This window comes from Streptomyces sp. SLBN-118 (genome assembly GCF_006715635.1).
Classification (GTDB): Bacteria; Actinomycetota; Actinomycetes; order Streptomycetales; family Streptomycetaceae; genus Streptomyces.
The window spans coordinates 461,289-484,475 of the sequence record NZ_VFNP01000001.1; the positions used below are offsets into that span (position 1 = coordinate 461,289).

General features: G+C 68.4%; 18 protein-coding genes and 1 pseudogene. 10 read left to right on the top strand and 9 right to left on the bottom strand.

Features of this window, described 5'->3' with window-relative positions; all coding sequences use genetic code 11:
• Window positions 1-17 precede the first annotated feature (17 nt).
• On the top strand, window positions 18-710 hold the full coding sequence (locus FBY35_RS02255; protein ID WP_142212159.1) for a DUF5825 family protein: 693 nt from the start codon (window positions 18-20) through the stop codon (window positions 708-710).
• A 28-nt stretch (window positions 711-738) separates the two neighbouring features.
• Here the strand turns inward: FBY35_RS02255 and FBY35_RS02260 are convergent, their stop codons facing one another.
• Window positions 739-1,257 carry an aldehyde dehydrogenase family protein gene (locus FBY35_RS02260; RefSeq protein WP_260848476.1) on the bottom strand — a complete coding sequence of 173 codons (519 nt, stop codon included), beginning with the start codon at window positions 1,255-1,257 and terminating at the stop codon, window positions 739-741.
• On the opposite strand from FBY35_RS02260, the gene FBY35_RS02265 reads away from it, so the two are divergent.
• The 3 genes and pseudogenes from FBY35_RS02265 to FBY35_RS02275 form a co-directional block, all read left to right on the top strand.
• Entirely contained in the window at window positions 1,248-1,550 is a 303-nt protein-coding gene (locus FBY35_RS02265; RefSeq protein ID WP_260848477.1) for an acyl-CoA dehydrogenase family protein, read from the top strand. The two genes, FBY35_RS02260 and FBY35_RS02265, sit on opposite strands and share 10 nt — an antisense overlap.
• A gap of 76 nt (window positions 1,551-1,626) precedes the next feature.
• A complete protein-coding gene (locus tag FBY35_RS02270) occupies window positions 1,627-2,487 on the top strand; it encodes a 3-hydroxybutyryl-CoA dehydrogenase (RefSeq protein ID WP_142212160.1) in 861 nt (286 codons plus the stop codon).
• A gap of 57 nt (window positions 2,488-2,544) precedes the next feature.
• Window positions 2,545-2,736, top strand: a pseudogene (locus FBY35_RS02275) (TetR/AcrR family transcriptional regulator); the annotation flags it as partial.
• Window positions 2,737-2,782: 46 nt separating this feature from the next.
• Here the strand turns inward: FBY35_RS02275 and FBY35_RS02280 are convergent.
• Together FBY35_RS02280 and FBY35_RS02285 are read right to left on the bottom strand one after the other, a co-directional pair.
• Entirely contained in the window at window positions 2,783-3,886 is a 1,104-nt protein-coding gene (locus FBY35_RS02280) for a PP2C family protein-serine/threonine phosphatase (protein WP_260848478.1), read from the bottom strand.
• An 8-nt stretch (window positions 3,887-3,894) separates the two neighbouring features.
• Window positions 3,895-4,143: a hypothetical protein gene (locus FBY35_RS02285; protein WP_142212162.1), complete on the bottom strand. Its 249-nt coding sequence runs from the start codon at window positions 4,141-4,143 to the stop codon at window positions 3,895-3,897.
• 37 nt (window positions 4,144-4,180) lie between these two features.
• On the opposite strand from FBY35_RS02285, the gene FBY35_RS36000 reads away from it, so the two are divergent.
• On the top strand, window positions 4,181-4,333 hold the full coding sequence (locus tag FBY35_RS36000) for a hypothetical protein (RefSeq protein ID WP_160159200.1): 153 nt from the start codon (window positions 4,181-4,183) through the stop codon (window positions 4,331-4,333).
• 414 nt (window positions 4,334-4,747) lie between these two features.
• Here the strand turns inward: FBY35_RS36000 and FBY35_RS02290 are convergent, their stop codons facing one another.
• Window positions 4,748-5,263, bottom strand: a complete 516-nt coding sequence (locus FBY35_RS02290) for a GNAT family N-acetyltransferase (RefSeq protein ID WP_142212163.1) — start codon at window positions 5,261-5,263, stop codon at window positions 4,748-4,750.
• A gap of 206 nt (window positions 5,264-5,469) precedes the next feature.
• Between FBY35_RS02290 and FBY35_RS02295 the strand changes: the two genes are divergently transcribed.
• The 3 genes from FBY35_RS02295 (at window position 5,470) to FBY35_RS02305 (ending at window position 7,848) form a co-directional block, all read left to right on the top strand.
• Window positions 5,470-5,913, top strand: coding sequence for a PPOX class F420-dependent oxidoreductase (locus FBY35_RS02295; protein WP_260848655.1), 444 nt, complete (start codon window positions 5,470-5,472; stop codon window positions 5,911-5,913).
• A 91-nt stretch (window positions 5,914-6,004) separates the two neighbouring features.
• Entirely contained in the window at window positions 6,005-6,862 is an 858-nt protein-coding gene (locus tag FBY35_RS02300) for an SDR family NAD(P)-dependent oxidoreductase (protein WP_142212164.1), read from the top strand.
• A 188-nt stretch (window positions 6,863-7,050) separates the two neighbouring features.
• Window positions 7,051-7,848: an alpha/beta fold hydrolase gene (locus tag FBY35_RS02305; protein WP_142212165.1), complete on the top strand. Its 798-nt coding sequence runs from the start codon at window positions 7,051-7,053 to the stop codon at window positions 7,846-7,848.
• A gap of 77 nt (window positions 7,849-7,925) precedes the next feature.
• Here FBY35_RS02305 and FBY35_RS02310 read toward each other — a convergent pair whose 3' ends face one another.
• Entirely contained in the window at window positions 7,926-9,806 is a 1,881-nt protein-coding gene (locus FBY35_RS02310) for a diguanylate cyclase domain-containing protein (RefSeq protein ID WP_160159201.1), read from the bottom strand.
• Window positions 9,807-10,261: 455 nt separating this feature from the next.
• Between FBY35_RS02310 and FBY35_RS02315 the strand changes: the two genes are divergently transcribed.
• Window positions 10,262-11,242 carry a serine protease gene (locus FBY35_RS02315; RefSeq protein WP_142212167.1) on the top strand — a complete coding sequence of 327 codons (981 nt, stop codon included), beginning with the start codon at window positions 10,262-10,264 and terminating at the stop codon, window positions 11,240-11,242.
• 219 nt (window positions 11,243-11,461) lie between these two features.
• Here the strand turns inward: FBY35_RS02315 and FBY35_RS02325 are convergent, their stop codons facing one another.
• Window positions 11,462-13,066 carry a GGDEF domain-containing protein gene (locus FBY35_RS02325; RefSeq protein WP_160159202.1) on the bottom strand — a complete coding sequence of 535 codons (1,605 nt, stop codon included), beginning with the start codon at window positions 13,064-13,066 and terminating at the stop codon, window positions 11,462-11,464.
• 59 nt (window positions 13,067-13,125) lie between these two features.
• Window positions 13,126-15,915: a response regulator gene (locus FBY35_RS02330; protein WP_142212169.1), complete on the bottom strand. Its 2,790-nt coding sequence runs from the start codon at window positions 15,913-15,915 to the stop codon at window positions 13,126-13,128.
• Window positions 15,916-16,659: 744 nt separating this feature from the next.
• Between FBY35_RS02330 and FBY35_RS02335 the strand changes: the two genes are divergently transcribed.
• Entirely contained in the window at window positions 16,660-19,395 is a 2,736-nt protein-coding gene (locus FBY35_RS02335; protein WP_142212170.1) for an AAA family ATPase, read from the top strand.
• A gap of 147 nt (window positions 19,396-19,542) precedes the next feature.
• On the opposite strand, the gene acs is transcribed toward FBY35_RS02335, so the two are convergent.
• Window positions 19,543-21,498 carry an acetate--CoA ligase gene (gene acs / locus FBY35_RS02340; RefSeq protein WP_142212171.1) on the bottom strand — a complete coding sequence of 652 codons (1,956 nt, stop codon included), beginning with the start codon at window positions 21,496-21,498 and terminating at the stop codon, window positions 19,543-19,545.
• An 81-nt stretch (window positions 21,499-21,579) separates the two neighbouring features.
• On the bottom strand, window positions 21,580-23,154 hold the full coding sequence (locus tag FBY35_RS02345; protein ID WP_142214850.1) for a cation acetate symporter: 1,575 nt from the start codon (window positions 23,152-23,154) through the stop codon (window positions 21,580-21,582).
• Between the last annotated feature and the right edge of the window lie 33 nt (window positions 23,155-23,187).

Genomic DNA, 23,187 nt, shown 5'->3' on the forward strand with positions numbered 1-23,187 from the left:
TGCCCCCAGGAGGCTTCATGAACACCGCGCTCCACGCGCCTGGCATCCGCGGCGAATCCCCTCTGACCGTCACCGCCTGGCGCGACTACGATCCGGCCGTCTGCGCCCTTTTGGGCATGTCACTCGGTGACCACGAACTCTCCCGGCCCATCGCCCAGGAGAGCGAGCACCTGTGGAACCTCGGCGCACGGCGCGTCGTCATGCCCCACCCCATCGACCTCACCCGCGCCGCGACCGGCACGCGGGCGGCGGCGCAGCACACTGTGCGGTCCCTCAGCCTTGTACGGGACCTCACCGCCCGCGCCGTACTCGTCGAATGGCAGCTGCGCCTCGAACCCGACGACGACGAGACGTGGAAACTCCTGAGCCACCTCCAGCCGCCCCAGCACGTTGCCGGACCCCTGCAGGGGGACGAGCAGTTGCTCACCTGGCGGCACACCCACTACCTGTGCAAGTGCCTGTGGCGACAGGGACCCGGCTTCATTCAGATTCGCGACCGCCGCTGGGGCGACCTGCGCCGCTTCACGTCCGACGAAGCTCACTACCACCAGGCGATCGCACTGCTGGACTACGGCGCTGAGGCGGCGTCCGTTCCTCAGGACGTCCTGGCCGATTTCACCGAGGAACATCTGGTCCTCACCGTCGGCGAGTTCGCCTGGTGGCTTCCCTACCGTGTCAAACGCTGGATCCAGGAAGCGATGGCCATCTGACGCGGGCGGTCGCAGGCGACGGGCAGGGTTACAGCATCACGTGCTTGGCCTGCGTGTAGTCCAACAGGCCCGCCAGGGACAGGCCGCTGCCGTAGCCCGAATGCCTGACACCGCCGTGCGGCATCTCGGACACGGTGGTGCCGTGCGTGTTGACCCAGACGATGCCGGTACGAAGAGCCCTCATCGCCCGCATGGCCCGCTCGTGATGCGTGGTCCAGACGCCGGCTGCCGGACCGTACCGCACGTCGTTGGCGAGACGAAGGGCTTCGGACTCGTCGGCGAAGGGCTGGACGGTGACCACCGGGCCGAAGATTTCCTCCTGGACGATCTCGTCGCTCTGGCAGACGCCGGTGACGACGGTGGCCTCATGGTAGAAGCCGGGGCCCCGTGCCTCGTTGCCGCCCGTCGCGATCTTTGCGTGGCCGGGCAGGCGTTCCAGCAGGCCCTTCACGGCGGCGAGCTGGGAGGCGTTGTTGAGGGGACCGAAGTCGATGCCCGGGGTCAGGTCTGCCGCGCAGGCGGCGAAGGCGTCCACGAATGGCGTCATGGATACGGGCGTCAACGAGCAGGCGGGTGGGTGCCTGCGACCGCAGGACACTCCACGCGAAGGCGGCCATCGCCAAACTGTCCGCGAGCGAGGCGGCGGGCCGGGTCATCGACCGGTGCGTGCAGATCTTCGGCGGCCGCGGCTACGACCGCTCCTACGCCGTCGACCGCCTCTACCGAGAACTGCGCGTCGACCGCATCTGGGAAGGCACCTCCGAAATCCAGCGCCTGATCATCGCGGGTGAACTGGTCAAGCGGGGCTCGGGCGTTCTGCAGATGCCGTCCCCCGCCTGAGTCCGCCGGGCCCCGCCGCGGCCGTTCCGCCACGGCGGGGCCCCTCTCTCCCTCACACGCTGTCACAGGAGGACCCATGGACGACATCGAGCGCATCGGGGTCGTGGGCTGCGGCCTGATGGGATCGGGCATCGCCGAGGTATGCGCCCGGGCAGGACGGGACGTGGTGGTCCTCGAGACGAGCCGCGCCGCCGCGGAAGCCGGGCTCCGACGCATCGGCCGATCCCTCGCACGCGCCACCGCCGCCGGGAAGCTGTCCCCCGAGGACCGGGACGCCGCGCTGGGCCGTATCGAGACGGCCACGGACATGAATCGGCTGGCGGACCGGGACCTGGTCGTGGAGGCCGTCGCCGAGAACGAAGCAGCCAAGCTGGACGTCTTCGCACGCCTCGATGCGACGGTGAAGCGTCGGGACGCGATCCTGGCGACCAACACCTCCTCGATCCCCGTCATCCGCCTCGCCGCGGCCACCGGCCGACCCGAGCAGGTCATCGGTCTGCACTTCTTCAACCCCGTGCCGGTCCTGCCCCTGGTCGAACTGGTGCCGTCGCTGCTGGCCGACGAGACCACGGAGCGGCGGGCAGAGGAGTTCGCCTCCGGAGTTCTGGGCAAGCAGGTGGTGCGCGCCCGGGACCGGGCCGGATTCATCGTGAACGCCCTGCTCGTGCCCTACCTGCTGGCCGCGGTCCGGATGGTCGAGTCCGGCACGGCGTCCGTGGAGGACATCGACCGCGGCATGGTCCTGGGCTGCGCCCACCCGCTCGGTCCGCTCGCCCTCATCGACCTGATAGGGCTGGACACCACCCAGGCGATCGCGGAGTCGATGTACGAGGAGTTCCGCGAGCCGCTGTACGCACCTCCGCCGCTGCTCGCCCGCATGGTCGACGCGGGCATGCTCGGGCGTAAGTCCGACCGCGGCTTTCACAGCTACCCGTGAGCGCCGCGGACGCCCGCCCGGAGCTGCCGGAGGCGGTGAGGGCGGGCGCTTCAGCGGGGCATCGACTCGGGAGAATTCGTACCCTGCGACGTCGATGCGACCACCACGCTCCTGCTCGCCCTGTGCGACGGGTTCGGAATCCGCCTGATGCTGGCCGACTCCCGGGTCAGCCTGGAGACGGCTCAGAATGCCATCTGGGGTGCGGTGGCCGGCACGCTCGGGGGGCCCGCGAAGTTCCCGGCTGTCTGACGCCACCAGCGTCGGCGCGCTGCGGCATGCCGGCTCTGCCCCTCGCCTACTGCTCTGGCCGGGCATGCCTCACGGCGAGGGCCGCGATGTCGTCGTCGAGCCCTCGGCCGCTGTAGTCGAGCAGGTCCCGGTGAAGCCGGTCGAGCAGTTCGCGGGGCGGCGCCGGGCTCTGCCGCCGCATCCAGTCCGGCAGGGGGAAGAACTCACCGTTGCGGTCCCGCGTCTCCGTTACGCCGTCGGTGTAGAGCAGCAGCTGGTCGCCCGGGGCGAAGGCCACGGTGTCGACCCAGTAGCGGTCTCCGATGAGCGTCGCGAGGTTGAGGGGCGGTGAGGGGGCGGTGGGCTCCAGGACGCGGATCTCCCCGCCGTGCACGAGCAGCGGCGGGGGGTGCCCGCAATTGAGAAGTCTCACGTGGCCGCTGCCGAGCGGGATCTCGGCGAGCAGGGCGGTGGCAAAGCGCTCCGGCAGGTCCTGGGCGGGGAACGCGGCGCTGTGGCGGGTGATGCTGGTCTCCATGCGATGAACGATGCCCCTCAGGTCGGGCTCGTCGTACGCGACCTCCCTGAAGCAGCTGATGACCGCCGCGGCCGTCCCCACCGCGGGCATGCCCTTGCCCCGCACGTCGCCGATGAGCAGCCGGACCCCGTACGGGGTGTCGGCCACCTCGTAGAAGTCCCCGCCGATCCGTGCCTGCTGCTGGGCCGCCAAGTACAGGGACTCGACCTCGACGTCCGCGATGCGGCGCGGCAGGGGGCGCAGCAGCACCTTCTGAGCCGTGTCGGCGACGAGCCGGACGTGGAAGAGCGTCTCCTCCCGCTGGAGTCGGACGTGGCTTGCGTATGCGGCCGCCAGGGTGACCGCGACGATCGCAGCCGCCGTGTAGGGCGTCCCCAGGTCGGTGTAGGCGAAGCTGAGGCCGATCATGACCAGCAGGCAGAACGTCCCCAGCAGGATCGTGGCGAGCACGGGCCACATCGCGGCGGCGAGGGCGGGTGCGGCGGGCAGGAGGCGGCTGAACGCGATCTCCCTCGGCGTGGAGAACGCCAGGGCGGTGATGAGAACGGTGAGGATCAGCGGTGACAGCCGACCAGCGTCCCACCGGCCGCCGTACGGAGGACGACGGCGTCGGCGCCACCCGGACATGATCACAACATTCATCATATCGGTGCTAAATGGACATCGGGCCTCCAGGGAACATGCAGCCCCTCGGTGATCAGTGGTTTGAGCTGCGGATACGCGGTCCGTGCCCGGCCCGGCGACAGAGAGACAAACGAGGCTGCGCTCGCCCCTCCGTCGCGGATGTTGGCGTTGACGTCCGAGAGGAAGGAGGTCAGGAACGGTTGACGGCCGTGCCAGCGCCGGGCGTACCAGTCGGCCACGTCCTCGCGGCTCAGTAGTTGCGCCATCGGCCCGGAGGCGAGGACCAGGAGGTCGCCGGGGCACGTGCTGATCCGCTGCCAGGGAGGCGTCCGGGACCAGGAGAGGCGTCCAGCAGGGCGTGCCCGCCTGGTCGTCCTCGATGCGCAGCCGCAGCAGCCCGGCATCGCCGACACCGAAGACGAGGTGCTGCCGTTCACGACGGTCACCGAGCCGTGAGAGGAGTCCGTACAGCGACGTCGCCACCTGCGCGTCCTCGCCCGCGTTCACCACCCCGGCGGTGTTCGCCCGGCCCACCACGCGCACCGAGTTGGCGACGCCCGCCAGGACGGTGCGCAGTGCGGAGGAAACCGATGCGTCGTCGCCCGGAACGAAGGGTCCGTCCGTGGCTCCACATTTATCACGGTGCCACAGACAATGCCACAGAGAGGCTGAGTCGTGGAGATGGAGCGGTGGAGCCTCACAGGCGCGGAAGTCCCCTAACTCTGGGGGCAGTTACGGGACAGCCCGGCATGGTTCCCGTATGGGGCGGCCCAGTTGCCCAGCAATGGGATGTTGTCGGCACTGCGGCCTCGTCGCTACACCGTTCTCATTGACTCGCTTTGACGGTCCCGCGCAAGCCGCAGTGCTCCGCTACAGCGGTATGTCGACGTCAAGGACTGGCCCGGGGGTGCGGATGGGCCGCATTACCAGTCTCTTCAGGACGTGAAGCATCGGTGTGTTGACCGCGGCGACGGCGGCGGTCAGGGTGTGGTGGCCGGCGCGGCGAGCCACATCGGCCGCGTGTGCCGCCAGGGCGGTGCCCAGTCCCTTGGACTGCCACTCGTCCTCGACCAGCACGGCGAGTTCGCCCACCCCTGGCCGGTCGGTGCGCATGACGTTGGTCATGGCGATGATGTGGTCCCGGCGCTCGGCGGTGGTGGTCACCAAGGTGGTACCGCGCTCGGGGTCGGACAGCAGCCGCCAACCGGCCCAAGACAGCTGGGGCTTACCTGCGTGGTAGCGCAGGGCTCGGCTGCCGCGCGAGCAACGGCGGTGCAGCGCCTGCACCGGTCCGAGGTCATCGGGTGTCACCTCCCGGGTCCGAGTAGCGGTGCCGTCGGTCAGCGTGATCGGGTGTGCGGTGCCTAGAGGCCCGGCGTCGGGCATTGGGCAGCCTCCTCAAGTCGCGATCCTGACTGATGTGCCACGGAGCCCAGAGGGAGCGCCGGTCCGCCGTTGGCACAGGGGAAGTCTTTTGCCACTCCCCCGCCGCCTCAAGTCGACTTCACGCCATCCTGGTCACGCATTGCACATCTTGCGTCACGGAACGCAGCGGAAGAGGAATCTCCGGACAGGGTTTGCATGTGGATGTCATGCCGTTCACCGACGCAGAGATCGCCTACATGCGGTCGCAGCCGCTCGCCCGTGTCGCGACGCTGTCTCCCGACGGCCGGCAGCCCGATGTGGTCCCGCTCGCCTTCGAGTTCGACGGCACGTACTTCTGGGTCGGAGGGACCGGCTCGGCGGTCGCCGGGACCCGCAGGTTCCGCAATGTCCGGGCCGGCAACCATGACGTGGCCCTCGTCATCGACGATCTGGTGTCCCTCGATCCGTTCATCGCACGAGGAGTACGGGTCTACGGCCTTGCCGAAGACCCGGTCGAGCGCGTCGGGATGCGGTCCTGGCCTCTATATGCGCATCACGCCGACGCTCTCCTGGAGCTGAAACTTGGAGGGCCGCCCCGCGGGCAAGGAGTGGTATCCGTCGCGGCGGACGGTCCACCATGCCGCGCCTGCCGGCTAGGGACTGTGGGGTGAGTCGCGTGTGATGGCTTCGTACCCTGGTGGTGACAACACCAGGCTCAGTTCGCCCTCCCCTGCCGGAGCGCCATGCTGCCAGGGTGAGCGCATGAACCAGCGCACCACGTTGATCACCGGCGCCACTCAGGGCCTGGGCCGCGCCATCGCACTCGACCTTGCCTCCCGAGGCCACAGTCTTCTGCTTCACGGCCGCGACCACACCCGTCTGGAGACTGTCGCAGCCGAGATCCTGGCCACCGCCCCCGACACCACCATCCGCACATACCCCGCCGATCTGGCCGACCTGGACCAGGTACACGCGATGGCCACCCGGATCCGTACGGCCGAGCCCCGTCTCGACGGACTGGTCAACAACGCCGTGGCAGGCGGCGGAGCCGACCCGCTGCGGCGCGAGCTGAGCCGGCAGGGCCACGAGCTGCGCTTCGCGGTCAACCACCTTGCCCCCTATGCCCTGACCCGCGACCTGCTGCCGCTGCTCACCGCATCGGCCCCCGCCCGCGTGGTCAACGTCGCTTCTATCGGCCAGGAGGCCATCGACTTCCGCGACGTCATGCTGGAGCGGAACTACCAAGGCCTGCGCGCCTACTGCCGCAGCAAACTCGCGATGATCATGGCTACGTTCGAGCTGGCCGCCGAGCTGGACGGCACCGGCGTCACGGTGAACACCCTTCACCCGGCCCATCTGATGGACACCGACGGGGTGCGCGAGTACGGCCTGACGCCGGTCACCAGCGTCGACGAGGGGGTGCGGCCCACCGTACGGCTGCTCATCGACCCCGATCTCGCGACCACCACAGGCCACTACTTCGACCAGTTCACCGACACCCGTGCACACGATCAGGCGTATGACACAGCCGCCCGGCGACGCCTGATGAAGCTGACCAACGGCCTCATCAGCCAGGCACCGGCCGCAGAGCGCATACAGCGCGTGGATGTCGGCAGGTGAAACCCGACCGGTCCTGGCGCGGCCGGCAGCGTTGTTGGGGGAACATCGCCTACTGTCCCGATCCGTAACAATCCATCCCGACGAGCCGCTCCAGAGGTGATTCGGGCGGGTGCTGCGCGTGCATCGGTCCCGCCCGACAACGCTCCTGCTCTGACGCGGCCGAGGCGAGGCGCACGGCTATGAGGCCAATGGGCAGGCATACGGTCAGGGAAGGCCGCTTCACACATCGACGGGCTCGGCTGGTCTACGACGACGCCGGTGAGGGAGCGCTCGCTGTGTACGCGCACGGCGGGTACGTAAGTCAGGCTGTTGAGGACCGAATGGGCATGTTCGACTGGGCGCCGGTACTGGACGCGGGGCAGCGCCTGGTCCGCTACGACGCCCGGGCCCACGGGCGATCCACCGGTGACCCTGTCGACACCGACTACACCTATGCCGCGCTTGCCGACGATCTGCTGGCCCTGCTCGACCACCTGGGCGCCGCTGAGCCCGTCAACGCGATGGGCGCGTCGATGGGATGCGGCACCGTGCTGCACGCCGCTGTCCAGGCGCCCGACCGGTTCTCCCGGCTGGTCCTGCTCATTCCACCCACCGCCTGGCAGACGCGGGATGCGCATGCACGGGCCAACCGGGAATCCGCTGACACCATCGAACGAGACGGAGTGGACGCCTGGCTCGCCGCCAAGGCACAACAGCCCCGCCCCGCAGTCGTGGCCGACATTCCCGAATTCCCACCCACACCCGCCGAGCAGGTACTGCCGTCCATCCTGCGCGGCCTGGCCCTGTCCGACCTGCCCTCCCCCAAGGCAATCGCCGCGCTGCGCCCGCCCGCCTTGATCCTGGCCTGGGCCGACGACCCCGGCCACCCACTGTCAACCGCTGTGGCTTTGGCCGATCTGCTGCCACAGGCCCACCTGCACGTGTCCCGGACACGCGCCGACATCCGGACATGGGGAGAACGCATCGCGCGGTACCTGACCCGCTGAGATCCTTCGGATCGGCGGGATGTACAGCTCGTCGATCGGCCGATCGCAGGCGGTCCCGAGCGCGTCCTCGTATCCGTCTACATTCTGGTGACGGCGGGGAGGGAGGTCTCGCAGTGGATGTAGCGCGGCTGCGGGCGGTGGATGCTGATGCGGCCTTTTCCTGTGGCTTTGGCTTCGTACATGGCCAGGTCGGCATTGTGCAGAAGTTCGTCGGGCGTGATCCCGGGAGTGGCTACCGCGATTCCGATGGAAGCCGAGACCACCGCATCAGTGCTGCCGATGCGGTACGGATTCGCCAGGGCGGAGAGGATCCGCTCAGCTACCTCCCTGGTCCGGAACGGGCATGCTCCCGCCTCTCCCTCCAGCAGTGCGGCGAACTCGTCGCCGCCCAGACGGGCGACCGTGTCTCCAGCCCGTACGGATGCCTGAAGCCGACGGGCAGCCTGGACGAGCACTGCATCGCCTGCAGCGTGTCCGGCCGAGTCGTTGACTGCCTTGAAGCCGTCCAGGTCCAACAGAAGCAGCGCAGGCGGGGTCGTGTTCGCGGTCCTTTTCCTTAGTGCGTGTGTGACTCTGTCAGAGAACAACGCCCGGTTGGGCAGGCCGGTCAGCGCGTCATGGAATGCCAGGTGCTCAAGCTCTGCCTGCAGCGCGGCCCGCTCGGTCACGTCGCGACTGTTGAACATGAGCCCGTCGGAGTGGTGGCTGATCGTCGACTCGATGTGACGCCATCGCCCGTCAGCGGCCCGGACCCGACAGGACACGTAGCGGCCGGGGCCACAGGTACCTGCCTCGGCCTCCTCGCGTAGCGTCTCGACGGCTTGCATCAGCTCGTCCAGGTCGTCGGGGTGGGTGTACAGGGGCAGGCGGGCGCCCACGAGATCCTCGGGCCGGTACCCGAAGACCTGCAGGACGGCCGGACTGATGTAGAGCACACGACCGTCCAGACTGACGATGGTGATCACGTCGCTCGAACCATCGACCAGCGTGCGGTAGTGGGCTTCGCGTGCTGCGGCCTCGCGCGTGATACGCAGATGGTCGGCGTGGGTGACGCCCTGTCGGGTGCCGAGCCCAAGTAGCACTGAACCTGCCAGTATCACCATCACGACATCGGTGTGACCGCCGGCAAGAGTGTGTGCCGCCATGGCCAGTACGCAGACAACCACGGGCACAAAGGCCGCCACTACCCCGACGACGGGCATCTCCCTCTGGTCCACTCCCACCGCACTGGCGCCGCCGGGCAGCCACGGCGCGGCTGCGACGAGGAACAATCCGGTCATCGAGCAGGTCGCTGCGAGAGGCATCCCGCTCCAAGTGCCCGGCGCGGGCAAGAGGATACGCAGCATGTCGCTGACGGCCACGAGGACGAGGGCCACGGCGGACACGGTGGTCGATGTGCGCTCGTCGCGTCTCAGGCTGAAGCGCAAGGCGACCAGGAGTCCCAGGACGAGGATGTCCGTCCCGACACGACCGAGATCCAACAGCGACCCCGAGACATCACCGCCTTGATCGGCGCGATGCACGAGCAGGACCCAGCTCAGCGTGAGCAGCGATCCTGCGATCATCCATCCGTCCAGGAGCCGCCGTAACCAGATAAGTGTCGTGCCGCTGTCCGCGGCTGCCACCACCAGTCCCGCGACACCCAGGCCAAGACAGACGGTGAGCCCTCCAACTGCCAGCAGGCCAACGACAGAAGAGGGAACGCCAGTGCCTCCTGGCGACGAAGCGAACTGCCCCAGCACCAGGTGGTGAACACCGCCCGCTGCCACCGAAGCAGCGAGCAGCATCAGGCGAGGACGCACCCTGCCCGTCGCCGTTCGGGTACGGGCAAGCAGTGAGAGGGTGGCTACCGCGTGCACTGCCGGCACACCGATACCGGCCCCCAGCAACGCCGCCGCCGTCACACCCGCTCCCCCGGCGGCGGTTACCGCAGACCCGACACACAGGGCCTTGCCCACCTCCGCCTCCTTCAGCCGGCCGACACAGGCCGCGTCAATCAAAACGGCCCGACCGGCCCATCCCTGCATCATGCGAACCCCCGAGGGTGATCGAGCTCAGAAGGGCAGACACAAACGCCCTGGACTGCTCGAGTGCGATTAGAGGGTAGAGGGATCACATGCCCGAGTCGTATGACAGCGTGGGGGGGGTCACCTGAAGTAACGACAGCTCTGTGCGCCGAAGACGTCGGCGACGTCGAGGTGGTAAGACAGACCCTGCAGCGCCCCTTCCGCAAGTGCCGTGCCCTGCCGAATCGTTTCTGATTCCCGTGGGCGACGCTCGGGCGCTTCTGGCACCACCGCACGCGGTGACGCCCCTGTTGCCCCAGGACGCCGGCCACTGTGGGCGCACTTCTGCTCGTAGCAACACCGCTCGTATGGTGAGCCGTCACCTGTGTCCGGCCAGAGGAGAACTGATGGCGCGTAGGATCACACTCATCCGAAACGCGGCAGCGTTCGCGGCAACCCTGCTGCTCTCCGCGGGGCCCGCCCCGGCAGCCTCCGCAAACGGGCTCCCGGCCGGGCCGAACCCGGTCGCCGTCAAGCTCGACACCTACTGGACGCACGCCCGGATGGCAGCCGCGCTGCCCGGCGACACCGGCAAGGGCCCGGAGGATGCGCTCGCACCCCGATCGATCTCCCCCACGGTGGACGGGCCTCGGCCGGGCGAGTACATCCCGCCGAGCCAGAGCTTCGACGGCTTACCCCAGGCAGGCACTTTCTTCTGGACCGATGCCACCGGAACCGGGCGCACCTGCAGCGGCTCGGTGGTGCGCAGCCCCGGCCACGACCTGGTACTCGGCGCCGGGCACTGCCTGATGGGCTATTCCGGCACCTCGCCCAAGCGCAATCTGGGCTTCGTGCCGCAGTACCACGACGGCCTAAAGCCCTTCGGTATCTTCCCGATCAGGAACAACGGCGTCTACGTTCCTCAGCAGTACTACGACCTGGGCACGCACGCGGGAGCCGCCTACGACTTCGGCTTCGCGCTCACCCAGCCCAACCAGGACGGGACACGGCTCCAGGACGCGGTCGGCGGAGTGCACCTGCTCACCGGGACGGGGTACTACCACGTCCCGGTTCGGATGATCGGCTATCCGGCGAGGTCGCAGAAGCCGCTGGAGTGCTGGAGCTGGACCACCCAATGGGCCAGCGATGACCCGGCCGACCCAGGTACCTTCCCGCGCATCGCGTGCGACGCGTTCACGGGCGGGACCAGCGGCGGGCCGATGCTGGTCCCGTGGCCTGGCGGCTGGGCGGTGATCGGCGTCATCGGCGGCTACCACACCGGCGGCAACACCCCCCAGGTCTCCTACAGCGCCTACTTCGGCGCCGCCACCAGGGTCCTCTACCGCGCCGCGATCACCGGCGCCCCGCCGGCAGGCCCGACTTCCTGAGCCCGGCAACAAACGCTCCATCGCGAGGCGGAGGCCACCGGCCACGGCCACTTCATCCTCCTCAACCTCGCCGTCGGCGGCGGATTCCCCAACGCCCTCGCCGGGCACACCACACCCACCCCGAGAACCCGCCCCGGCAGCCCCATGCTCGTCGACCGCGTCGCAGTCTTCACCACCGGAACGGCCTGACGATTTGCGCGGTGTTCGCTCGACGAATCATCAGGTTCTCTCAGGTCCTCTGCTCGGGATGACGCCCTCCTGCGCCTTGGAAAGGGAATGCTGCCGCGGCGATTCGAAGAACGCGGCCTGGTTCTTGCCTGCGGTTTTGGCTCTGTACAGGGCGGTGTCAGCGTCCCTCATCGCATCCGAGGGCGGGGTCGGCTTGGTGACGCTCCGTACTCCGATGCTTGTTGTCACGTGGACAGAATGACTGTGGGCAAGCATGAAGGGATCTTTGAAGGAGTCGAGGATCCGTGAGGTATAGACGTGCAGTGTGCTCACATCCACGTCCTCCACGAGAAGCGCGAATTCGTCTCCGCCGAGCCTGGCCACCAGGTCCTGCTTGCGGACCCTGCCCATCAGCCGCCGTGCGACGTCAACCAGCAGCTCGTCGCCCGCCGGGTGCCCCAACGTGTCGTTGACCTCCTTGAAGCCGTCGAGATCGAGTATCAGCAGTCCGGTGGTGGTCATGGCGGAGCACCGGCCGAGAGCGAATTCCAGGCGCTCGTTCAGCAGCGCTCGATTGGCCAGACCCGTCAGCGGGTCGTGGGTCGCCTGATAGCTCAGCTTCTCCTGGAGCTGTGCCTGCTCGCGCAGTGATGCCGCGAGGGCGTCGGCCTGCGTCCGTGCTTCGGTGGCCCGGCCTTGGGCGTATCGTGCCAGGAACACGATGCGCAGCACCAGAAGCAGCGACAGGCCCGCCATCAAGCCGACGATCACCGTGATGTTCACGGGTTGGTCCTGAATGCCACCGACATTGGCCAGCACGATCAACGGCCCCATCAGGATGAGCGCGATCAGGATGGACAGTCTCTGGTGGGACAGCCTCTCCTGGTCTTCCGCCAACTGTGTCGGCCGGGCAACGGACGAGTGCAGCGCCGCTGTCCCCAGCAGGAGGGACGAGACCATCCAGCCCACTTCGGACACGTCCTCCGCGATCGCCGTCCCGGTCGTGGCCAGCGTTCCGTAGTAGAGGCCGTCGGCAGCGAGCAGGACCACCAGCCAACCGATGACCAGAAGGAACGACAGGGTCCGCGTACCCGTGGTGAGCATCAGCCGCGCGGCAATGGACAACAGCACCAGGTCGGTTACGGGATAGACGATGGTCATCGCGAGCGGCCACGCGGTCAGCTCGCTGCGCAGGTACGGGGCGATAATGAACGCCCAGCACAGCATGCCGGCGCCCAACGTGACGATTCCGGCGTCCAGCAGGCCCGCCCAGTGCAGGTGGCCTGCCTGGTGTCTGGCCAGCATCACCAGGCCCGCCGTGAACAACAGATAGGTAGCCAGGTAAAGCCAGTCGGCCACACCTGGGAAGGGAACCTCGACGCCGCGGACCTGGTAGAGACCCCAGATCGTGTCCGCCGCCGCGAACGGTGCCATGGCCGCCGCGAACAGGTACCACGGAAGGGCCGACGGTGGCTTGTTCCTCGCCACTCCCACCACGATCGCGAGGGCCACGGAGGCAGAGATCACCACGGGCAGCATGTAGCGCGCTGTGGAGGAAGTGACCAGATAGGTGACGATCACAGCGATCCCGGCTGCCGCATACGCCCAGGCCACCGCATCGTGGCGGGACACCAAGCGGACTTGAGCTTTGCTCACATGCCCTCCTTCCCCGCTACAGCCCGCACGCGCCCATGCAGCCGCGTACCGGCGGGTCCTCATCCAGATCCCTGGCCGGGAGGTTGCGAGCGGAGCGTCTCGAGGATGCGGCAGGTGCGGTCGAGTTCGTCCTGGAGGCGGGGAGCGGCCTCGGCCAGCGGCGCTGATCCGGCCTTGGCGTACTGCTCCAGCTCCAGGCAGCAGGCAGCGAGACTGCTGGCTCCCATGTTGCCGGCAGCACCTTTGAGGCTGTGCGCCTGCTCTGCGATCTCGGAGGTGTCGTGCCGGTCCATCGCGTGGAAGAGCGCGCTGGTCATCTCGGGAGCCCGGACAAGGAAGTGGTCCACCAGCCGGTTCACCAGTTCGTTCTCGGGCGGGGTGCAGGCGCCGCGCAGTTCGTTCAGCCGCTGCTCGATGGAGGCGTGCAGGTCCTCGTTGTCCGCCGGGGGCTGGGTGGGGTGGACCCAGCGGGTGAGGGCTTGTTCGAGCTCGTCGGCGGTGACGGGTTTGGTGATGTAGTCGTCCATACCGGCGGCAAGGCAGCGATCCCGGTCCTCGGCGAGGGCGCCTGCGGTCATGGCGATCACCGGCAGGTGACGGTCGATGTCCCGTTCCCGGCGGCGAAGTTCTCGGGTGGTTCTGTAGCCGTCCATCTTGGGCATCTGGCAGTCCATCAGCACGGCCCGATAGCTGTTTTCCTCGATCATACGCAGAGCCTGGATGCCGTCGCCTGCGGTATCCGCGCTGTAGCCGAGCCGGGTGAGTATGCCCTCGGCCACCATCTGGTTGATGTCGTTGTCCTCGACCAGCAGGAGATGGCCGCGGTGGGCGGGCTGTGCGGGCTGTGCGGCGGCGGTCGCCGGTGTTGCCGCCGTGGTCACCGGCGTTGTCCGGGTGGTGAGTTCGACGAGGGCGTCCATGAGCTGGGACTGCTGTACGGGCTTGGACAGGCTGTGCGCGATCCCGGCAGCCTGGAGTTCGGCGGCGGGCAGCGGGGTGCCGGAGGTGAGCATCAGCAGCCCAATCCGGCCGATGGTCTGGTCGGTGGTGATCCGGCGGGCGAGTTCCAGGCCGTCCATGTCGGGCATCTGCATGTCGAGGAGGGCCAGGTCGAAGGGGCGACCCGCGGCCACCGCCTCGTGCAGGCACACCATGGCCTCCGGGCCGCTGGCGACCAAGGTCGGCTGCATGTGCCACCGTTGCAGCTGGGCATCGAGGATCAGCCGGTTGGTCTCGTTGTCGTCGACGACCAGGGCCCGCAGACCGCGAAGGGTGTCGGGGTGCGGCGGTGCCAGGGGCCGTTCGGGGGTGTCGGGGGTGCGCACGGGCACGGTGAAGAAGAAGGTGCTGCCCTGGCCGGGCCGGCTGTTGACGCCGATGGAGCCGCCCATGGCCTCGGTGAGCCTGCGGCAGATGGCCAGGCCGAGGCCGGTGCCGCCGTAGCGTCGGGTGGTGGAGGCATCCGCCTGGGAGAAGGCGTCGAACATCCGCCCCTGGTCGGCCTCGGCGATGCCGATGCCGGTGTCGACCACCTCGAAGTGCACCCAGGGCGCATGCTCTGCGGGTGGCTGGGACGGAGCCGGGCGCGCGCGCAGCACGACCTCGCCGGATTCGGTGAACTTCACGGCGTTGGACGCCAGGTTGAGCAGGATCTGCCGCAGGCGGGCCGCGTCCCCGAGCGCCATCACCGGCAGGTCGGGGTGGCAGTCGCCGAGCAGTTCAAGGCCCTCGGCCTGGGGGGTCTGCGCCACCAGCGAGACAACCTCCTCCACCAACTGCTGGGGGCTGAAGGCGACCTCGTCCAGTTCGAGCTTGCCCGCCTCCAGTTTGGAGAAGTCCAGGATGTCGTTGATCAGCGACAGGAGTGCCGTCCCGGCGGCCTGAATGCCCTCGGCGTAGCGGCGCTGTTCGGTGTCCAGCTCAGTGCCCAGCAGCAGGTTGCTCAGTCCGATGACGCCGTTCATGGGGGTACGGATCTCGTGGCTCACAGAGGCAACGAACTGGGACTTTGCCTGGGATGCGGCAATGGCCTGGTCGCGGGCCTCCGCCAGGGCGGCTTCGGCCTGCTTACGTTCTGTGATGTCGCGGACGAAGGCATTGAAGCAGCGCGCCTTCGCCGACTTCAGCCGCCACACCGCCAGTTCTACCGGTATCTCGTGGCCGTCGCGGTGCAGCGCGGTGAGCTCTATCTGACGGCCCAGCACATGAGCCTCTCCGCCGGACAGGACCCTCTGCAGACCTGCCGTGTGCGCGGCGCGGTACCGCTCCGGAATGATCGTCTCCGTCAGCGGATGGCCCATGGCCTCGTGAGCGCTGAACCCGAACAACTTCTCGGCGCTCTGGTTCCAGTCGATGACCAGGCCGTCCTCGTCGATGGAGACGAACGCATCCCGGGCGGTCTCGATGACCGAACGTGCCTGCCCCTGCAACAGACGAAGCGCTTCCTCCCTGCGCCGCTGGCCCTCTGCCTCGCGGATGAATCCACGCACTTCGAGAGGGTCGCCTGCTTCGTCCCGCACCACCCAGGACGTCGTCTCGGTCCACATCCAGTGCCTGTCGGCGCGCCGCAGACGCAGACAGACCGCCACCCGGCCATGGCGGAGCAGGTCCCGCTCAGCCCAGTCGAACTCCTCCACATCGCCGGGGTGCACCCAGGAGCCCACCGACGTCCCCACGATCTCGTCGACCGGGCGACCGAGCAATGCCGCCCCCGCTGCGGACACCTCTTGGTAGACGCCATCGACCGTCCGGCGGAAGACCATGTCCGGGGAGTTCTTCACCAGCAGCCGGAACCGCTCCTCGTCGTCTGCCGCGTACTGCCCGCTCGGTGGTCTGTGCTCCCGTTCCATTCCGCCTCCACATGTCAGGCACCGCCACAAGACGCGGCCGGGCCACTGACAGACCGGCCGCGACGGCTTCGGTGCGGCATCTTCGAACGACGGGTGACCAGCAGCGTCCCCGGGCGGGAAACGGGAGCAGACGTCTGACGCATTCACACCCACGGGCAATGGGGTGCAAACGAAGATCAAGCGATCCCCTCCGGGTGCCAAACGGACACCTCCAGCCAAGAACGAACCGCTGAAGATCGCAAATCGAGCCACTGGCCACGCCCCAAGGCCCGCAGGCGAAGCGGCGTGGCCGCCCCGACGGTGGTACCGGGGTGGCCCTCGTGGTCCACAAATGCGCAGGAATTTCCCGAACCGCAGCCTGGGGCGGCGCTGTTGCCGGCAGCGAGGGGTCGTCCTCCAGCTGTCCGGGGAAGCGCTGTTGATGGATCTCACTTCACCAACGCCGACAACGGCCGCGCAAGCCAGGAACCACCTTCTGGCCAAACCCTTGGGTGTCCAGTTCGAGACCCCGGTCAACGCCTTCGGTGGACACGTCCCTCTTTCGTTCGTCGGCAGCCCGACGACACGCTGTAACTCGGTACGCCTCTGCGTTTGAAATTTCCAGCAAATATCCTGAGCTCAGCCTTGCCCGACACCACGGAGCGTCATCCTCGGCGCCATACCCGGTACGGTGACGGCACGGTCGCCCCCCTGATCACAGTGGGGGGCTGTGGGTAGGGGAAGCATGACAACGGGGCAACGACCGTGCTGATTGGACGACAGCGAGAGCTCGCTACGCTGAGTGAGCTGACCAGGAATGCCGCACGCGGAACGGCAGTGATCGTGCGAGGGGATAGCGGCGTGGGCAAGAGCGCCCTGCTCCGCAGGGTGCTGCGCCGAGCGAGAGCCGACGGGCATCTCGTCCTCTGTGCCACGGCCGACGCTTTGGACACACCGATCGATTTCGGTGTCGTCCACCAGTTGTTGGACGACGTCGCCGAAGAGCAGCTGGACAAGACCGTCCAGGCGGCCATCGCCGACCTCCACGCTCCGTACCGGGCCGCGGCCGCTCTCACCAGCCCGGACCGCAGGGTCGTGCTGGGGATTGACGACCTCCACTGCGCCGACACGGCCTCGGTCATGTGGCTGGGGAAGCTGCTTCGCCGACTGGATGGCCTGCCGATCACGGTGATCGCCACGATGGGTCCCGGGGTCCCGTCCGGCGACGAGGACCACATCGGCACGCTGCTGCCGCTGTTCCGGCACCGCGTCTGGCTCACCCCGCTCGGCGACGCAGAAGTCGGTGAACTCGCCGAATCGGTGCTCGGGGCTGAGCCCGAACCCGACTTCGTCACCGCCTGCCGCACGGCCACCGGCGGCATCCCCGCCCTGCTGCACGCCCTGCTCCGGTCCATACGCACCCATGGAGCGGCGCCGGACGCCGACACCGGCGCCGATCTCGCCGGCTACGTACCTGCCGAGGTAGGCCGAACTCTTCAGGCCACGCTGCGGGCCTACGGACCCGAGGCGGTCGCAACCGCCGAGGCAGCCGCCGTACTGTCCGGGCCACCAGCACCGGCACCGGCAGCCGACCTGATCGCCTTCGCCGCCGACATGCCTCAGCCGGCCGTCGAAGACAGCCTGCACACGCTCACCGCCACCGGACTGATGATCCGGGCAGAGGCCGGCACCGCCTTCAGCAGCCCGGTCGTCTCCGTGGCCATTGCCAATGAAGTGCGGCCCAGCCGCCATCAGGAACTCCACGCCCGCGCGGCGCGGTTCCTGATCGACCAGGGAGCCGCCTGGGACTGTGTCGCCCCTCATCTGCTGAACGCCCCGCTGGGCCAGTCGTGGGTGGTCGACGCCCTGCTCCTCGCTGCCGACGAGGCAATGGCGGACGGAGACCGCGCCGCCGCACTCGGCTGTCTGCGTCGTGCTCTTCGCGAACCCATGCCCGACCCGGTTCGAGCCCGGGCGCTTGCTTCCCTCGGTGAGGCCGAACTGGCCCACTGCGTGCCCAGCGCGGTGCACAGCCTCCGCCGAAGTCTGGATCTCGCCACCGCGCCCGGCGAACAGGCCGCGGCGGCGCGCTCGTTGTCCGCTGCCCTGTTCACCCTGGATCGCTACCCCGAGGGGCTCAGCGTGCTGGAGGACGTCTCCGAGCGGATCCGCGCGGCCGGACCGCTGGACGCCCTGCGTCTGGAGATCGACCTCGTCTACGCCCGGGTCAGCCGCACCTCCACCGCCGCCTCGGGGATGCCCCGGCTGATGGCGATGGACCTGGCCGAGGCCGAGGGACCCGACGTACAACGGCCGCTCTCCGCATTGCTCTCACTCCGTTCGATCATGGACGGAGGCAACGCGGCGGACGCCGTCACCTATGCCCAGCAGGCCATGAGTGGCGGGGTCTGCCCGGCGGACGACGAATCCTTCGTCTACACCGCCCCCATCCTGGCACTGGCCGCGGCAGGCCGCTCCGATCTCGCACTGACCCACGTCAACGCGAGCCTGGACGCGGTCCGGGCGGGAGGGTCCACAATCCGCTCCGCTTACCTCGCAACGCTACGGGCCGGGGTCAACTACCGCGTCGGCAACGTCGCCGGATGCGAGGCCGACGCGCGCGCCGCCGTCGAGTCGCTGCGGGGTGTCGGCGCCGGACCGACCACCAGTCACAGCGTGGCCATGTGGACGGACGCACTGGTCAAGCAGGGCCGTACGGAGGAGGCCGAGCAACTGCTCGCCGACCACGGGCTGACCGGCCGGCTCAACCCCCACTGGGCCAATGACTTCACCGCGCTGGTCCGCGGCCGGCTGAGGATGGTACAGGGCCGTGCCCAGGAGGGCCTTGCCGACTTCCTCCACGCCGGAGCCCGTGCCCGGACCCGCCTGATGGGCGGACCGGCCGTGCTGCCCTGGCGCTCCGAAGCCGCCCTGGCCCACGCCTCCCTCGGCGCATACGAAGAAGCTGCTGCACTGGTCGAGGAAGAGCTCACTCTTGCCCGGGCGTGGGGCGTACCGGAGGTCACCGCGGTGGCGCTGCGCGCTGGTGGACTCATCACCGGAGGCTCAGCGGGCGCGGAAATGCTCCGTGAGTCCGTCCGGCTGCTGGAGCCGTCCACCGCGCGCTTCTCGTACGCGCAGTCGCTCGCCGACTACGGGGCGCTGGTGCGACAGAACGGGCAGCCTTCGGCCGCGCGGAACTGGTTGCAGCAGGCGGTGAGCGTAGCCGAGCAGTGCGGGGCGACCGCCGTGGCCGGCTTCGCCCAGGAGGAGCTGCGGGCCGGCGGTTACCGGCCGGAGCCCCGCGGTTCACACGGGGTGGGGGCGCTGACCCGCTCGGAGCGCCGGGTCGCGGACCTCGCTGCGGAGGGCCTGACGAACAAGGAGATCGCGGCGCGGCTCTTCGTCGGTCTGCGAACCGTCGAGGTCCACCTCAGCAACGCGTATCACAAGCTCGGTATCAGTGGCCGGGCCGGACTGGCGGACGCTCTCGCCGCCTAGCCCACGCCTAGCCCCACCGAGCCACAGGCCGGGCCGGGCCACAAAAGCGCAAAGGGTGCCGGGCAGTGGGGGGAAATCACTGCCCGGCACCCGGTCTGTGCGGCGGCCCGTTTCTACGGATCACCGCTGTGTGGTGGCGCGGTGGACTCAGTCCCCGTCGGCTGCGGTCGGCAGCTTGGACTGGATGAGGTCCATCACGGAGGCGTCGGTGAGTGTTGTGACGTCACCGAGCTGTCGGTTCTCCGCGACGTCCCGCAGGAGCCGCCGCATGATCTTCCCGGAGCGGGTCTTGGGGAGTTCGGCGACCGGCAGGATCCGCTTGGGTTTGGCGATGGGGCCGAGTGCGGCACCCACGTGGTTGCGCAGTTCGGTGACCAGCCGCGCGTCCTCGTCGGCGGTGCCGCGCAGGATCACGAAGGCGACGATGGCCTGCGTGGTGGTGGTGTCGGTCGCGCCGACGACCGCCGCCTCGGCGACCTTGGGGTGGGAGACGAGGGCGGATTCGACCTCGGTGGTGGAGATGTTGTGCCCGGACACCAGCATCACGTCGTCGACCCGGCCGAGCAGCCAGACGTCGCCGTCGTCGTCCTTCTTGGCGCCGTCACCGGCGAAGTACTGGCCCTTGAATCGGGACCAGTAGGTCTTTATGTAACGCTGGTCGTCGCCCCAGATGGTGCGCAGCATCGACGGCCACGGCTTGGTCAGCACCAGGTACCCGCCGGAGCCGTCCGGCACTTCCTCGCCCTTGTCGTCGACGACGGTGGCCGCGATGCCAGGCAGCGCCCGGTGCGCCGAACCAGGCTTGGTCTCGGTGACGCCCGGCAGCGGCGAGATCATCATCGCGCCGGTCTCCGTCTGCCACCAGGTGTCCACGATCGGGCAGCGGTTGCCGCCTATGTGCTCGCGGTACCACATCCACGCCTCGGGGTTGATCGGCTCACCGACCGAGCCGAGGATGCGCAGGGACGACAGGTCGAACTTGGCGGGGATGTCGTCACCCCACTTCATGAACGTACGGATGGCGGTCGGCGCCGTGTAGAGGATGGTGACCCCGTACTTCTGCACGATCTCCCAGAACCGGCCCTGGTGCGGAGTGTCGGGCGTGCCCTCGTACAACACCTGCGTCGCGCCGTTGGCGAGCGGCCCGTACACGATGTACGAGTGGCCGGTCACCCAGCCGACGTCCGCAGTGCACCAGTACACGTCCGTCTCCGGCTTGAGGTCGAAGACAGCGTGGTGGGTGTAGCTCGCTTGGGTGAGATAGCCACCTGAGGTGTGCAGGATGCCCTTCGGCTTACCTGTCGTACCCGAGGTGTAGAGGATGAACAGCGGGTGCTCCGCCTTGAACGCCTCGGGGGTGTGCTCCACGGACTGGCGCTCGACGAGTTCGTGCCACCAAACGTCCCTCACGTCGGTCCACGCGACGTCCTGGCCGGTGCGGCGAACCACCAGCACGTGCTCGACCTGCGGACACTTGGCGACCGCCTCGTCGACTGCGGGCTTGAGGGCCGAGGCCTTGCCGCGGCGATAGCCGCCGTCGGCAGTAATGACCAGCTTGGCGTCGGCGTCCTGGATACGGGCTGCGAGCGCGTCCGCGGAGAAGCCGCCGAACACCACCGAGTGGACAGCGCCGATACGCGCGCAGGCCAGCATCGCGATGACCGTCTCGAGGATCATCGGCATGTAAACGGCGACCCGGTCGCCCTTGCGGACACCGAGCTCGGTCAGGGCATTCGCGGCGCGCGAGACCTCGTCCTTGAGTTCGGCGTAGGTGATCGAGCGACTGTCTCGGGGTTCACCCTGGAAGTGGATGGCCACCCGTTCGCCATGGCCTGCTTCGACATGCCGGTCCACGCAGTTGTATGCCACGTTCAGCGTGCCGTCCGCGAACCACTTGGCGAACGGCGGGCTCGACCAGTCCAGCGTCTCGGTCGGCTCGGTCGCCCAGGTCAGGCGCCTGGCCTGCTCGGCCCAGAAACCCAGCCTGTCGGCCTCCGCCTCCTTGTACGCCTCTGCCCCGGTGTTGGAACGGGCGACCAGCTCGGCGGGCGGGGCGAACCGTCGTTCCTCCGTGAGCAGGTTGGCCAGGCTTTCGTTACTCAATTTCTCGTACCTCGTGGTCTGTTGCAGATGGTCGAACGATGGAGGGCCTCGGCGGGGACGCCGGGAGGGCAGTGGGCGGGGTCAGTTCGCGCCGATGCCCGTCAGCGAGCGGATCTCCAGCTCCGCGTGCTTTTCTGCGCCGCGTTCCTCGGGCCGGGACAGCATGGTGCCGAGCCACCCGAGCAGGAATCCGAGTGGAATGGAGATCAGTCCCGGGTTCTCCAGCGGGAAGAGATGGAAGTCGGCGCTCGGGAACATCGACGTCGGCTTGCCGGAGACCACCGGGGAAAAGATCACCAGCAGCAGGGAAGAAGCCAGGCCGCCGTAGATGCTGGACAGTGCGCCCGTGGTGGTGAAGCGCTTCCAGAAGAGGCTGTACACGATGGTCGGCACATTGGCGGACGCCGCGATCGCGAATGCCAGCGCCACCAGTGCCGCTGTGTTGAGCTTGTCCGCCTGCATGCTCAAGGCCACCGCGACAGCTCCGATGGCCACCGCCGACCAGCGGGCCACCCGCACTTCCTGCTTCTCGCCGGCCTGGCCCTTGCGGATGACATGGGCGTACAGGTCATGGGCGAAGGAAGCCGAGGATGCCAGGGTCAGTCCGGCCACGACAGCCAGGATGGTCGCGAAGGCGACCGCCGAGATGACGGCGAGCAGCGCTGCTCCGGTGGTGGACGCCGGGCCGCCGCCCAGTTCCTCGGCGAGCATCAGCGCGGCGGTCGTACCCCCCGGGTTCGATGTCTTGATCGATTCCGGGCCGACCAGCGCCGCCGCGCCGAAACCGAGCGCGATGGTCATGAGATAGAAGATGCCGATGATCGCGATGGCCCAGTTCACGGAGGTTCGCGCGGCTCGGGCGGTGGGCACCGTGTAGAAGCGGACCAGGATGTGCGGAAGACCTGCCGTGCCCAGTACGAGGGCGAGGCCGAGGCTGATGAAGTCGAGCCGGGTCAGCGAGCTGATGCCGTACTTCAGCCCCGGTTCGAGGAACGCGTCACCCTTGCCGCTGGCATCGGCCGCAGAGCCGAGTAGCGAGGAGAGGTTCCAGCCGAAGCGGTTCATCACCAGAACGGTCAACAGCAGCGCGCCTGCCATGAGCAGGCCCGCCTTGATGATCTGCACCCAGGTGGTGCCCCTCATCCCGCCCATGGTGACGTAGAAGATCATCAGCGCACCGACGCCCAGGATGATCCACTTCTTGGCATCGTCGCCGGAGACCCCGAGCAACAGCGCGACCAGCGAGCCGGCGCCGACCATCTGGGCCAGCAGGTACACGATGGAAACCACGATGGTGGAGATACCGGCGGCTGTCCGGATCGGACGCTGCCGCAGCCGGAACGCGAGGATGTCCGCCATGGTGAACCGTCCGCTGTTGCGCAGCGGTTCGGCGACGAGCAGCAGGGCCACGAGCCAGGCGACCAGGAATCCGACCGAGTAGAGGAAGCCGTCGTAGCCGAAGAGGGCGATGGATCCGGTGATGCCGAGGAAGGAGGCGGCGGACATGTAGTCGCCCGAGATGGCGAGACCGTTCTGGAAGCCGCTGAACGACCGTCCTCCGGCGTAGAAGTCGGTGGCGCTCCTGTTGTTTCTGCCTGCCCAGACGGTGATGCCCAGGGTGATGGCCACGAAGAGCAGGAACAGCGCGATGATCATGGTGCGGTTCTGCGAGGCGCTGGACGCGGCGAG